General features: G+C 42.0%; 14 protein-coding genes. 3 read left to right on the top strand and 11 right to left on the bottom strand.

Annotation, left to right across the window (positions count from 1 at the left end):
- Positions 1 to 42: 42 nt before the first annotated feature.
- Positions 43 to 642, top strand: a complete 600-nt coding sequence (locus tag ACWA50_RS04560; protein ID WP_431054131.1) for a nitroreductase family protein — start codon at positions 43 to 45, stop codon at positions 640 to 642.
- 88 nt (positions 643 to 730) lie between these two features.
- On the opposite strand, the gene ACWA50_RS04555 is transcribed toward ACWA50_RS04560, so the two are convergent.
- The 5 genes from ACWA50_RS04555 to ACWA50_RS04535 are packed head-to-tail and all read right to left on the bottom strand — an operon-like array spanning position 731 to position 6,857.
- Entirely contained in the window at positions 731 to 1,723 is a 993-nt protein-coding gene (locus ACWA50_RS04555; RefSeq protein WP_431054130.1) for a substrate-binding domain-containing protein, read from the bottom strand.
- A gap of 48 nt (positions 1,724 to 1,771) precedes the next feature.
- Positions 1,772 to 2,782 carry an ABC transporter permease gene (locus tag ACWA50_RS04550; RefSeq protein WP_431054289.1) on the bottom strand — a complete coding sequence of 337 codons (1,011 nt, stop codon included), beginning with the start codon at positions 2,780 to 2,782 and terminating at the stop codon, positions 1,772 to 1,774.
- Between the two features lie 29 nt (positions 2,783 to 2,811).
- On the bottom strand, positions 2,812 to 4,305 hold the full coding sequence (locus tag ACWA50_RS04545) for a sugar ABC transporter ATP-binding protein (protein WP_431054129.1): 1,494 nt from the start codon (positions 4,303 to 4,305) through the stop codon (positions 2,812 to 2,814).
- A gap of 2 nt (positions 4,306 to 4,307) precedes the next feature.
- Positions 4,308 to 5,816 carry a xylulokinase gene (gene xylB / locus ACWA50_RS04540; RefSeq protein WP_431054288.1) on the bottom strand — a complete coding sequence of 503 codons (1,509 nt, stop codon included), beginning with the start codon at positions 5,814 to 5,816 and terminating at the stop codon, positions 4,308 to 4,310.
- Between the two features lie 9 nt (positions 5,817 to 5,825).
- On the bottom strand, positions 5,826 to 6,857 hold the full coding sequence (locus tag ACWA50_RS04535) for an NAD(P)-dependent alcohol dehydrogenase (protein ID WP_431054128.1): 1,032 nt from the start codon (positions 6,855 to 6,857) through the stop codon (positions 5,826 to 5,828).
- 249 nt (positions 6,858 to 7,106) lie between these two features.
- Between ACWA50_RS04535 and ACWA50_RS04530 the strand changes: the two genes are divergently transcribed.
- Both ACWA50_RS04530 and ACWA50_RS04525 read left to right on the top strand, forming a co-directional pair.
- Entirely contained in the window at positions 7,107 to 7,634 is a 528-nt protein-coding gene (locus ACWA50_RS04530) for a D-lyxose/D-mannose family sugar isomerase (RefSeq protein WP_431054127.1), read from the top strand.
- 2 nt (positions 7,635 to 7,636) lie between these two features.
- The gene (locus ACWA50_RS04525) at positions 7,637 to 8,626 is read left to right on the top strand and encodes a LacI family DNA-binding transcriptional regulator (protein WP_431054126.1); all 990 of its coding nucleotides are present in this window, start codon (positions 7,637 to 7,639) and stop codon (positions 8,624 to 8,626) included.
- A gap of 15 nt (positions 8,627 to 8,641) precedes the next feature.
- Here the strand turns inward: ACWA50_RS04525 and aroE are convergent, their stop codons facing one another.
- From aroE to dprA, 6 genes are all read right to left on the bottom strand, one after another.
- Positions 8,642 to 9,466 carry a shikimate dehydrogenase gene (gene aroE / locus ACWA50_RS04520; RefSeq protein ID WP_431054125.1) on the bottom strand — a complete coding sequence of 275 codons (825 nt, stop codon included), beginning with the start codon at positions 9,464 to 9,466 and terminating at the stop codon, positions 8,642 to 8,644.
- A complete protein-coding gene (locus ACWA50_RS04515) occupies positions 9,463 to 10,005 on the bottom strand; it encodes a GNAT family N-acetyltransferase (protein ID WP_431054124.1) in 543 nt (180 codons plus the stop codon). The genes aroE and ACWA50_RS04515 overlap by 4 nt, the downstream gene beginning before the upstream one ends.
- Before the next feature lies 1 nt (position 10,006).
- Positions 10,007 to 10,561 carry a Sua5/YciO/YrdC/YwlC family protein gene (locus tag ACWA50_RS04510; RefSeq protein ID WP_431054123.1) on the bottom strand — a complete coding sequence of 185 codons (555 nt, stop codon included), beginning with the start codon at positions 10,559 to 10,561 and terminating at the stop codon, positions 10,007 to 10,009.
- Positions 10,562 to 10,674: 113 nt separating this feature from the next.
- On the bottom strand, positions 10,675 to 12,240 hold the full coding sequence (locus tag ACWA50_RS04505) for an AbgT family transporter (RefSeq protein WP_431054122.1): 1,566 nt from the start codon (positions 12,238 to 12,240) through the stop codon (positions 10,675 to 10,677).
- A gap of 142 nt (positions 12,241 to 12,382) precedes the next feature.
- Positions 12,383 to 12,931 (bottom strand): DNA topoisomerase family protein, encoded by a 549-nt coding sequence (locus ACWA50_RS04500; RefSeq protein WP_431054121.1) that lies wholly within the window; start codon positions 12,929 to 12,931, stop codon positions 12,383 to 12,385.
- Between the two features lie 105 nt (positions 12,932 to 13,036).
- Positions 13,037 to 14,161: a DNA-processing protein DprA gene (gene dprA, locus ACWA50_RS04495; protein WP_431054120.1), complete on the bottom strand. Its 1,125-nt coding sequence runs from the start codon at positions 14,159 to 14,161 to the stop codon at positions 13,037 to 13,039.
- Positions 14,162 to 14,186: the final 25 nt, after the last annotated feature.

The following is a 14,186-nucleotide window of genomic DNA, read 5'->3' as shown; positions in this document are numbered from 1 at the left end:
AATAAGATAGCGAAAATCACAGCCAAATCAGGAGAAAACACTATGTCTGCATTTAACCAATTACAAAAGGCTCGTCGTTCGATTTACAGTATCGGCAAAAACGTTGAACTATCCAAAGACAGCCTGACCGCACTGATTAAACAAACCGTGCGCGAGGCGCCATCATCATTCAATTCACAATCTTCGCGTGTCGTGGTGCTATTCGGTGCGGAACACGAAAAACTATGGGATATCGTATTAGACACGCTGCGTAAAATCGTGCCTACCGACGCATTTGCGGCAACGGAAACCAAAGTGAACAGCTATTTCAAAGCGGGTTTCGGCACCGTACTCTATTTTGAAGATCAAGACGTAGTAACCGGTTTACAACGGCAATTCGCAACTTATGCCGAAAACTTCCCGATTTGGTCGGAACAATCCGGCGGCATGGCGCAATATGCGGTGTGGCTGGCATTAACCGAAGCCGGTTTAGGCGCGACCCTACAACACTACAATCCGATTATCGACCAAGAAGTGGCAAAAACCTGGGGCATTCCGGCAAGCTGGAAACTGCGCGCACAAATGCCATTCGGCAGTATCGAAGCGGCAGCGGGAGAAAAAACCTATATGGACGATGAACAACGGTTTAAAATCTTTGGTTAAGCAAAAAATAACCGCACTTTTAGCATAAAATAGGTAAAAGTGCGGTCAGTTTAAGTCATAAATACATCATTAGCAGATTGCGCATTTATTATTTACGCATATCCAACAAATGATCGGCATTTTCTAAGGTTACAACCGTCCACGGGACATCATACCGTTTAGATTTGCCATCATTCCAATCCATTTTTCCTTGATATTGCTGCCAAATATCTGACATCGGTTGATAACCGTCGCCAACTACTGCTTTCATCGCAACATCTATCGAACCGTGAATTTGTCCTCTGGCATCTTGTAAAATTGAAGTCATTTTCTTCTCTTTTACGGCATGAATCGCATCACTTACACCGTCAACACCAGCAATCGCAAAATCATACACATTTAGTCCCGCGCTTTGAATCGCTTCAATTGCGCCGAGTGCCATTTCATCATTTTGTGCTATCACCCCATTAATTTTACCACGATGTTTTTGTAACCAGTTTTCCATTAGAGGAATAGCTTCAGAGCGTGACCAGTTCGCAGTTTTCCGTTCTAAAATTTTAATATTTCCTTCACCGCATTCAGCAATAGCGCGTTCATTACCTTGTCCACGCTGGATTTCACCAGAACCACCTTTCGGACCTTCAATAATCACAACATTACCTTTGCAGTTCATTTTTTCCAATACCGCTTTCGCTTCCAAATATCCGCCTTCAACATCATCAGACACCACTTCGCTTGTCATTTTGTCGGTATTTAAACGCGCATTTGTCACCACGACCGGAATATTCGCTTTATTCGCCATCGTCACAACATCAATATTTGCTTCATAGTCCATCGGATTAATAATAATCGCATCAGTTTTAGTTTGAATTGCGGTTTCTGCCTGATTATTTTGTACCAACGGATCATAACGACCATCATAAATGGTTAAGGTTGCTAATCCTTGTTTTACAGCAGGATGATCCTTTGCTGCTTTTTCCATTAATTGCACAAATTCCGCTTTCATTCCATACATTAAAATTGAAATTTTAACGGGTGGTTTTTGTGCAACTGCTGTGGTTGAAACTGCCAATGCAACTGATGTTAAGAGCCATTTTTTCATAAAATAAATCCTCTTTAAGTTGAGAAAACCGTGTCATACAACAACACATTATCGACGTTGTTTGCGTGATGGATCTAACATCACGGCAACAACAATAAGTACACCTTTTATCAGTTGTTGGTAATACGACTGCACCCCCAACAAATCCAATCCATTATTCAAGACCCCGATAATCAAAATTCCGAAAAACGTTCCCATCAATGTCCCGACCCCACCAACCATACTCGTTCCGCCAATCACAACCGCAGCAATCGCATCAAGTTCGTAAGCTGTTCCTGCATTTGTTTGTGCCGAGCCGGTTCTTGCAGTCAAAATTAACCCTGCTATCGCAGCTAGAACACCACAGAAAGTATAAACTAAGACTTTAATTTGAAATACATTAATCCCTGAAGTGCGGGTGCTTTTTTCATTTCCACCGACAGCATAAATATAACGTCCAAACGGCATTTTATTTAAAATGATCCACGCAATCACAAAGATGAAAATAAACACCACCACCGGAATAGGAATACTGTCAAATAAATAACCGTTTCCTAACCAGCGAAAATCTGGATTTAATTGCGAAACAGGGTTACCATCGGTTGAAAGTAAGGTTAATCCACGTGCAATTGATAACATTCCCATCGTAACGATAAAGGGCTGTAAATTATATTTAGCAATCACCGCACCATTAATAAAACCAGCCAATGCGCCCACCGTAATTGCAATAAAAACCGGCAACCAAAGCGCCATATCAGTATCGCCAATTGCAAGGCTACCGCTAGTTGCAAAACGTGCAGAAATAATACCGGCTAGAGCCAACACTGCTCCAACAGATAAATCTACACCTGCAGTAATAATTACGAATGTCATGCCTATTGCTAAAATGCCATTGATAGACACCTGTCGCAAAATAATCAACGCATTATCTCTACTTAAAAAGTAGTTGTCTGCCCAATTTCCATAATAAACTGAAATTTCACCAGCAATCGCAATCGCCAAACATAATGCAATAAATGCAAAAATAATTCCGTAGCGATTTAATGTTTTCTTATAATCAAGCTTATTTAGCAATAACATATTATTCATAATTTTACCTTTATTATAAATCAGACGGACAAGTTCATCAGTGTTGCTTGTGTTAATTCATCTCTTGTCAAAACACCGTTTATTTTTCCATTTTTTAAGACAATAACCCGATCACTCATGCCGATAATTTCTGAAAGCTCAGAAGAAACCATAATGATGGATTTACCTTTTTGGGCGAAATCCGACATAAAGTGATATATTTCTTTTTTTGCACCGACATCAATTCCCCTTGTCGGCTCATCAAGCAGCAAAATTTTCGGTTCTAACAATGCCCATTTGCCTAAAATCACTTTTTGTTGATTACCGCCACTTAAATTAATCACCAACTGTTCTTCATTTGGGGTTTTAATATTAAATTTATTAATCATTTCTCGTGTGCGTGTTTTAGATTTAAATTGATTAATAAAATGAAAGCGGCTGATTTGGTTTAAAGAAGATAAATCAATATTTTCAGCGACTGAACGGCATAAAACCAAACCACTAGCTTTTCTGTCTTCAGTTACATAAGCCAATCCTAAATCAATCGCTTTTTTGACGGAATGGCGTGCCAGTTTATGCCCTTGAAAATAAATACTGCCTTGATCCGCTTGTTCCAAACCGAAAATAATATCTAACAATTCGCTCCGTCCTGATCCGACTAAACCATAAATACCTAAAATTTCACCCTGTCGAAGTTGAAAATTAATTTGATGTAATTTATTTTTCCAACTTAATGAATCAAGCTCTAATACGATATTATCCGAAGGCGTATTAAATTTCGCAAATTCTTGACTTAACTCCCCTCCGATAATATGTTCGATCAGTTTTTCCCTGGTTATATCCTTAATTTCGCCTTCACAAATATAACTACCATCGCGAAAAATAGTAAACATATCCGCTAATTCAAAAATTTCTGATAAACGATGGGATACATAAATTATTCCTTTCCCTTTTTCTGCCAATGCTCTTATTGACTGAAATAGTTTCTGGACATCTTCTTCTCCAATTGCAGAAGTTGGTTCGTCCATAATGATAATATCGGCATTAGAATGTGATAAAGCTTTTGCTATTTCAACCAACTGTTGTTCTGCAACACTTAAATCACGCATTTTTGCTTGTGGCGAAATATCATCAAATCCTAAATCATCTAATAAATTTTGTGTCTGCTGATTTAATTGTGAAAAATCAACAAAACCCATCTTTTTCGGTTCATTACCCAAATAGATATTTTCTGCTACAGACAAATCCGGGATCGTACTCAGCTCTTGCTGTACTATCGTGATTCCTGCTGCTAATGCTTGTTTTGGATTTTCAAAATGTTGCTCTTTGCCATTGACAAAAATATGTCCACTATCCGGTGTGATGAACCCCATTAAAATGCTGAGGAATGTCGATTTCCCGGCTCCATTACCCCCACACAAAGCATGAATTGATCCTCTTTTCAGAATAAACTCAACTTGTTTTAAAGCAACTACTTCGCCAAACGCTTTACGTACACCGGTGACTTCCAATAAATAATCTGCTGTATTTTCCATATTTATTTCTCTAAATAATATTCTGTTAATAAACGTACATATTTAAAATAAATATCGTTATATTGCGCAACACAACTTGTATTCGGTAAAGTCAATGTTGTTTTGTCTAACACAACAAAGCGTTGATTAATTTCCTTAAACAGTGTTTTTTCATCTCGTGACTGATTAGGTTGTTGTAATTGATGAAGCCAAGCAGCCTGAATTGCTGCCCCTAGAGCAGCTGCTTCACTATTTCTCAAACAAATCACTTCACAATTCATTATATCGGCGACAATTTGTCGCCATATTTCACTTTTCGCCCCACCACCAATCAAACGGATTTGTGAAATTTCTATCCCTGACTGCTTAAATAACGTCAAGCCATAACGCAACCCAAAAGTAATACCTTCAACTGTCGCCCTACATACATTTTCACTGGTGAAATTTTTATTATCTAAGCCGTGAATACTGGCTTTGGCGATGGGTAAAGAAGGGACTCGTTCACCATTGAAAAACGGCAACACCATTACACCGTCTGCACCAAGTGGTGAACTTTTTAATTGCTTATTAAAGTCTCCCAAATTTAATTGAAACAGATCTTGTACTAAGGACGTTGCTGAAGTGACATTCATGGTACAAATTAAGGGCAACCAACCATTGTTCGCAGAACAAAAATTCGCAATAGCCGCCGAAACCGGTTTAATCGGTTGCTCAGAATAAGCGTATAATGTGCCTGATGTACCTAAACTTAATGTGACTATTCCGGCTTCAATATTTCCTGTTCCTATTGCACCCATCATGTTGTCGCCGCTGCCAGCTGCAATTAAGGTGTTGGGATTTAATCCCAATATTGTTGCAATCTCAGGCAACACCGTTCCTACCGCTTGATTGTGGCGAATTAATCTTGGTAATGCCTTTTCTAATACACCGCTATCATCAATTAAACGAATAATGCGTTGATCCCAGTCACGCTGATAAATATTGAATAATCCTGTTCCCGACGCATCACCAAACTCCATCACCTTATTGCCGCTCAGCCAGTAATTCAGATAATCATGTGGCAACAACACCGTATCAATCTTGCTCCACACTTCGGGCTGATGTCGCTTTAACCAAAGTAATTTCGAGGCGGTATAACCGGTTGCAAGAACCAAGCCTAACTTTTCTAAGCAAGTCTCTGCTCCGCCCAGCGCAGTTAATAAGGCTTCATTTTCATCGTTTGTTTCCGTATCACACCACAATTTCGCCGGACATAAAGGGTTGCCTACTTTGTCTAACACCACTAAGCCGTGCTGCTGTCCAGAAATCGAGATTGCATGAATTTTTTCAGGCGTAATGCCGGCATTTTTTATGGCATTGGAAAAAGCTTGCTGAAACGCGGAAATCCACCATTCAGGTTGCTGTTCTCTTTTTCCATTACTTTCACTGATTAATTGATGGGGCGCACTACCCAATCCTAAAATCTCGCCCATTTCCGTATCAATTAAAATCACTTTGGTACTTTGTGTACCACAATCAACGCCGGCATAAATTCCCATTTTTTACTCCATTTCAATCATAATTTTGACATCATTAGGATTTGCAGAAGCTGCCCTGTCAAAAGCCTCGATAGATTCTTCAAACTTATAAACATATGAAATTAAAGGTTTAATATCTAATTTACCTGATGCCAACAAGCGAATGGTTCTTGGATACATATTGACATAGCGGAAGATTGTCTTGAAGGTAATCTCTTTTGCTTGCGCAGCGACAATATCAACCGGAGCAGGTGAAACCGGCATACCGACTAATACTGCGGTTGAACCGGGCGCCATATAGGTCGGTAAACTCTCAATCACCGCAGCAGCACCGCTACATTCAAACAACACATCAACACCTGCTCCGTTTGTCAAACGATGTACAAACGCCAATAAATCGGACGTTTTACTGTTAATCGGATGAATTCCTGCATATTGCCCTGCAATGGCTAATTTTTCGTCCACTACATCACAAATAATCACCTCAGCACAACCACCGGCTAAAGCAGAAAGTGCGGTCAAAACCCCAATCGTGCCTGCACCGACAACCAATGCAATATCACCCGGTTTAATTTGTGCCTTTGTTGCTGATTGCATACCTATCGCCAACGGTTCAACCATAGCTCCTTCCGCAAAACTCAAGTGCTCAGGCAATTTAAAGGTAAATGCCGCTGGATGAACTACGCTCTCCCTTAAACAACCGTCAATCGGCGGCGTTGCCCAAAACCGCACTTCAGGATCTAAATTATAAAATCCGGATTTAGACTGCATTGATGATAAATTAGGAATGCCCGGCTCCATACAAACCCGATCACCAACCGCAAGATGGGTGACATTTTTTCCGATTTTGGTCACGACACCGGAGGCTTCATGCCCTAAAATCATCGGTTCTTCAACCACAAAAGGACCGATTCTGCCATGTTGATAATAATGCACATCACTGCCACAAATCCCGACAGTATGTATTTTGATCTCAACATCATCATCGCCTACGGTGGTTTCTACGTTTTTATCGCGGATATATAACTTTCCCGAGTCCAAAACTAATGCTTTCATTGCCATTTCCTCGATAGTTGATTGAATTTTTAAACCTCAATAAATGATATGAAAATCATTTATTGATAATTTAATATCATTTTAATGATAATAATGTGTCAAAGATCACAAAATGGAAGATTACCCGAATATTCGTGATGATAATTGCAACGCAGATCACATTTTCTCGTTATAATTGGCTTATTATCAATAATAGCTCACTTACTAATACGGCTTAACCGATAAAATTAACAATATTTGAGGTGAAAAATGAATAAAAATGATCATTCTGAAATCATAGAAAGAACAATTGCTTTACTGGCAAAAGCAGGTACGATACTGTCGGCGCAAGATAAAGCAAACATTGAAATCACCGATTTTAAATTGGGTAAGCTAGAACAGATGGGGCTACAGCTCATTACTTTCATCAATAACGAACGCTATTGTGCGAAGCAATTAGTTTTGTTTCCACAACAAAATTGTCCTGAACATCGCCACCCACCATTTGAAAATAATATCGGCAAACAAGAAACTTTCCGTTGTTTATTTGGTGAGGTTTATCTCTATGTTGAAGGGCTGCCAACCGAAAATCCTCAGGCAATTCCACCACAAGATCATCAGCAATGGTACACCGCAAAACACGAAATTCACCTTCAACCCGGAGAACAATATACCATTGCACCCGACACCAAACATTGGTTTCAAGCCGGTAATGACGGTGCTGTCATAGCGGAGTTTTCAAGCCAAAGCCGTGACGAATTTGATATCTTTACCGATCCGGCGGTAATAAGAGTATAACTATGACTTCATCATCAAAAAAAATTAAATTAGAACATATTGCACTGGCATCAGGTCTCAGCAAAATAACGGTATCACGCGCATTATCTGATCCTGGTAAAGTAAAAGCCGAAACTCGCGATAAAATCTTAACTATTGCTGAACAGATGGGTTATTTTTCCAATACGAGCAATATAAAGTCGAAAAAAAATAAGCTGATTGGAATTGTTAATCCAAATATGAGCAATCCCTTTTTTGGCGAATTGGCAAAAATCATGAGTAAAATATCATCAGAATTAGAGTATGATATTTTGATGTTTGATTCCTACGAATCTGAAGAAGTTGAGACGCAATCAATCCAACGGATGATTAGCTATGGAGTCGATGCCATTGTTTTATCGGTAATTTCTTCCGACAGAAATTACCAACCCGACTATTTGCAAAAATTAAAATCACTCAATATTCCGGTGATTTTAATTGACCGAGAAATCGGCAACTCGGAATATAGTGGTATTTATATTGATAACTTACACTGTGGAACAGAAGTTGCTAATTATATTAATCTAACTAATTATCAAAATGTTGTTGTCATCGCAGGACCGGAATATTCTAATGTATCAACTGATCGGGTGAGAGGTCTTACTTCTGTTATTGATAAAAGCAAAAATCTGACGATTTTCCACGCCGATTTTTTTATGGAAGCTGCTTATCACACGACCAAATCTTATCTTAGAACCAATAAAAATAAGGTGGTTTTTGCCGGAATGAATAATCAAATTTCACTTGGCATTTTAAAAGCCTGTATTGAAGCCGGATTAACTTTTAAACAAGATTTTGATTTATTTAGCATAGATAATGTACCCTATGCTGAAATTTATGGTTTTAAAATACCTTGTATCTCACATAATTTGTATGAAATCGGCTATCAGGCAATTAATCTAGCCATTCGCTCAATAGAAAAGCCTAATGCCGATATTTCAAAAATTATCGTTCGTGGCGAGGTCAGCATTTAAGGCTTAGAATGAAGTCTACTTTTGCAAAAGTGCGCTTGTCCGCGGCATCACCCCAAACCATAACTCAAATGCATGGGCGGCTTGTGCGATTAACATACCGATGCCGTCGGCGGTTTTGCTTGCTCCGCACTGTTTTGCCCATGTGATAAACGGGGTGTCTGCACCTTTGGCATATTGCATATCATACGCCAGACCGCACTTTTGTATGATTTCGGGATTAATTTCAATCACTTTGCCTTGTAAGCCTAACGAGGTGGCATTGATAACCACATCAAACGGCTTCACCGGAATTTGTTCCAATTCCACTGCTTGAATGTTGCCGTAAGGCTGAAATTTATCCGCCAGTTGCTGTGCTTTTGCTAAAGTGCGGTTTGCCAGCATGATCTGTTGCTGGGCTTGCAATAACGGCAGCAGCACGCCTTTGGTTGCACCGCCTGCGCCAAGAATAAGAATCTGTTGTTGCGGTTGCAGCCAGCCTAAACGTTGCAAATCACTGACCAAACCTGCGCCATCGGTGTTGTCGGCGTATAACCGTCCGTCGGGCAACTTTTTCAAAGTGTTGCAGGCTTCTGCGGTCAAACAGCGTTCACTGTGCAAATCCGCCAAAGCAAACGCTCGCTCTTTAAACGGCGCAGTGATATTACACCCCTGCCCACCGTCGGCAAAAAAATCGGCGAGCTGTTGCTCAAACCGCACTTCGTCGCCCAATTTACGTTCATAATTCAACGCGACACCTTGTTGCGCCGCAAAATGCTGTTGAATTTCCGGCGATTTGCTTTGTGCAATCGGATTGCCCCACACGGCGTATTTGTTGGCATGGCTGTCTGCATAGCTGTTCATTTTTTCCACTCTTGTTTTAACATACTATAAATTTCAAAATCAGCAAATTCACCGCTGCTCAATAAAATGCCTTGTCGTTCAATATCTTCCAAAATAAGCCCTAAACGTTGAGGAATGCCACGGCTCGCATGATTACCAAGTGCACATTTAATTTGAATGCGGTTAAACCCCAACTCTCGGAAGCCATAATCCAATAAAGCCTCGGTTGCTAATGTCATAATGCCTTTATGCTGAAAATCCTCACACAACCAATAGCCAATTTCCGCTTTAGCATTGCTACTATCCGCAGAATTAAAACCAATTAAACCGCAACCTTGTCCTTGATAATGAATTTTAAACACCTGCGCCAGTCTGTTTTGCTGCAAAGATTGGATAAACTCCAGCGAATCCGACACTTGCTGAGTGCTTGCAATAAACGGCAACCAACGCCCCAAATACGTGCGATTTTGCGCTATCGCCTGAAAAACCCAGTGTGCATCACTTTCTGTGAGTTGTTGTAACCTCAGTTCTTGATTAACTTCAATTGTTGCTTTCAGCATACTATGCCCTAATCACTTGATGACTAAAAATATCACGAATTTCCGACGGGTTTTGTGCGCCGCCGACCGCACTTTCCAACACCGGAAAATCTGCGCCGAATTGCAAGCGCACCTCTTGTGCGGTGCGGCAAGGCGGCAAGCCGCTGAGATTGGCACTGGTGGAGGTCAGCGCGGTTTGCGCCGTTTGGCAAAGTGCGGTCACCGCAGGGTGGCGGCATAAGCGCACGGCGATAGTGTCAAATTTACCACTAAGGAAATCGGGGGTTTGCGCACTTTTCGGCACGAGCCAAGTAATCGCGCGATCAGTATCGGCTTGTAACCGTTGCCAATGCTCGGCTTGCAAACGCGATTGATCAATAAACGGCAATAGATAATCCAAGTGCGGTGCAATCACGATTAAGCCTTTTTCAATAGGGCGTTGTTTTAATTCGAGTAAGGTTAAAACCGCACTTTCACTCAACGGATCACAACCCAGCCCGAACACCGCTTCGGTCGGGTAGGCTATCACCTGTTGGTGTTTTAAGTGGGAAACAAGCTGTTGTAAAGTATAGGTCATTATAAAATCATCAAAAGTCAAATCGTCAATATATTAGCAGATTAAACTTAGAATAAAAATTGGTGTAACGACCTCGGTTGCCGTCACACCAAAGATTAAATAACAATGACAGGTTATGCCGGATAGTGGATTGGAGAACCCGGACCAACCGGCAAATTAAACACAAATACCCATACAAAGAAAAGTAATGACCAACCAACCAAAAATATGGCGGAATACGGCAACATCATGGAAACCAATGTGCCCACACCGGCATCTTTTTTATATTTAATCACCGTTGCCATAATTAAGCCGAAATAGCTCATCATCGGCGTAATGATGTTGGTTACGGAATCACCGATTCGATATGCCGCTTGAATGGTTTCCGGCGCATAACCCGACAACATGAGCATTGGGACAAAAATCGGTGCTGTCACCGCCCATTGCGCCGAGGCGGATCCAATCATAAGATTGATAAAAGCACAGATTAAAATAAATCCCATGAACAACAAACCGCCGCGCAAACCAATATCATTTAAAAAGTTCGCTCCCTTCACAGCAATCACTTGTCCGATATTGGTCCAATTGAAAAACGCAACAAATTGCGCGGCAAAAAAGATAATCACTAAATATAAGCCTAAGGTACTCATCGACTCAGCCATTGCATTGACGACATCTTTATCCGAGCGGATACTCTTCGTTACCCAACCATACACTATGCCGGGAACAGCAAATAATACGAAGATAAACACGACAATTGAGCTTAAAAAAGGAGAGCCCGCCACTAAACCGGTTTTCGGATTCCTTAAGAAACCATTCTCCGGCACAACCGTCCATGCTAAAATCAAGCACAGCAAAATAAAGGTTAATCCGGCATAACACAGCCCTTGGCGTTCAAGTTTGCTCACTTCGGCAGTCCGCTTTATTTCTTGCTCATTCTGAGCAGCAAACCCTCCCTCATACACGCCCAATTGGGGTTCTACAATCTTCTCCGTAACCAAATAACCGACAATCGAGATCAAAAAGGTGCTGATAAACATGAAATACCAGTTTGATTCCGCCCCAACAGTATAGGTCGGATCAATCAACTGTGCGGCCTGTTGAGTGATCCCAGCCAGTAGCGGATCAATTGTACCAAGCAATAAATTTGCAGAATAACCGCCGGAAACGCCGGCAAACGCCGCCGCCAAGCCCGCCAACGGATGTCTTCCCAAGGAGTGAAAAATAATCGCTGCAAGCGGAATCAGCACTAAATACCCCAATTCTGCTGCCATATTCGACATAATACCAGCAAAAACAATTGCCAATGTGGTCAGTTTACGTGGCGCTTTAAGCACCATTAACCGTATGGTTGCCGATAATAATCCCGATTTTTCAGCAATCCCAACCCCCAAAAGGGCAACCAATACCGTACCTAGCGGGGCAAAATTGGTAAAATTTTTCACTAAATTGGTGAGGATTTTAACAATACCCTCTTGGTTCAATAAACTGACCACATAAATAATACCGTCTGCCGAACGTCCGCTTGCGCCCTCAGGCCGAGGATCTGGTACCGAAATCCCCAAATAGGCTCCGAGCGCAGAAAAAACCAATAATACCATGATAAAAATAAAGAAAAGGGTTACCGGATGCGGTAATGCATTGCCTAACCATTCCACCGTGCGTAAAAACTTACCCTCTTTGACATTTTCATGTTTCATTAAAATACCCCCCTATATTTAGACATAAAACCAGACTAAAATATGTTAAAGCAGTTAGAGCTTACAATAAAACCTAGGAATATAGGGCTTTTAATAACATTTTTTTAACCTCGATCACATTTTTATCCGCCAAGTTGTGCTATTAAGCCGATTCCGGATGAAATTGATGACGACAAGCTTTATTACAACATTGATAATGCTGATCGTGTCGATAAAAAGCCAACGGATAACCGCACTTCGGACAAGATTGCGCTTCGGGTTTGTGCGCCAAATTAAAACGGCAGGCAGGAAATTGATCACAACCATAAAACACCTTGCCCTGCCGCCCGCGCCGCGCCACCAAATGCCCTTTTTTACACGACGGGCAGGCGAGTTCCGCTTCACTCTCGGGCGGGTTTTGGCTTTCGTCATGGGCAATATAGTGGCAATCGGGAAAATGGCTACAGCCGATAAACATGCCGTAATGCCCCTGTTTCAGCACCAACGCATTGCCGCATTCGGGACAGGCTTGCGGCAACACTTTCAGCACCTTGCTTTCGCTGTGTTGCAACGGCTTGAGGTAATCACAGTTCGGATATGCGCTACAGCCCAAAAACAGCCCTTTTTTCCCCTGCCGCAACTGCAACGCCGCACCGCACTTCGGACAAAGTTCGGTATGGCGTGGGGTTTCAAAAAGCGGTCGTTTATGCATAGAGTTGCCGTTGATAAGTGATAAATACGGCTATCTTATCCTGAATTGAATTTTTCGGCAAAAGTGCGGTTCTTAAATCAATTATTATTTTAAAAACAAACTTGTTTAAATCCGACAATACCCCCCACTGACACTCCGAATCACGCCCTCTAATTCCAATTCCAACAGTTGTGACAGCACGTTGGTGATCGGTAAATTGGCGGCGGTGGCGAGGTCGTCGGGGCTGATCGCTTGGAAACCGATATAGCGGTAGAGTTCGGGATGGCTGACTTCCTGTTTTGGCTGCGTTGCTACCGGTTTTTCTACTGACTTCGGCACAACGTCAGGCTGTTTTTTGGGCGGTGCGGCAAGTGCGGTGTAAGGCGAATAGTCGCGGCTTAGGTTTTCCAAAATATCTTGATAACTCTCCACCAGCAATGCACCCTGTTTAATCAAAGCGTGGCAGCCGCGGCTGAATTGGTTTTGAATTGCGCCGGGCAGGGCGAACACATCGCGGTTTTGTTCGAGGGCATAACGGGCGGTGATTAACGAACCGCTCTTGATGTCGGCTTCAACCACCAAGGTTGCCAAACTCAAACCACTGATGATCCGATTGCGACGCGGGAAATTTTCCGCCAACGGCGCTTGATCGGGGATAAATTCGCTGACTAACGCGCCTTGCTCGATAATCTGTTGCGCCAGTCGGCAGTTGCGTTTCGGGTAAAGCTGATTTAAACCGCTGCCGAGCACCGCAATGGTTTTGCCGCCGCTGTCGAGGGCGGCTTGGTGGCTGTAACTGTCGATACCCAACGCCATGCCACTGGTAATCACCAAGCCGTGCTGGCTGAGTTGCGAGGCAAAATAGCGCGCCCAATATTCGCCATAATCGGAACAATGGCGGCTGCCGACCATTGCAATTTGCCGCTCACCCAACAAAGTGCGGTCGCCTTGCAGATATAACAATAACGGTGCAGAACCGCTCTGTTTCAGTAGATAAGGATAATCTTCATCAAAAATTGTCATCACCTGATTGACCGCACTTTGCGCCTGCCACGCCAAAACCGGTTCAATATATTCCTGCTTCGGCTGCAACCAACGCTGAATTTGCGCCGCATTCCAGCCCAACGCTGCCAATTCGGGGGAGCGATAATTCAAAAGATCGGTCATCGCTACGCGTTTTAATAAACGTAGTACCGCACTTGCGCCCAGTTGCGGAATTTGATTTAAACGAAGTAATAGTTCTAACGGCATTGGGATCATCTTCACAAAAGAAAAA

This window comes from Testudinibacter sp. P17/SS/0325, from assembly GCF_053570765.1.
Note: the sequence above shows the minus strand (reverse complement) of the source record. Positions and strands in the feature narration are given on the sequence as shown.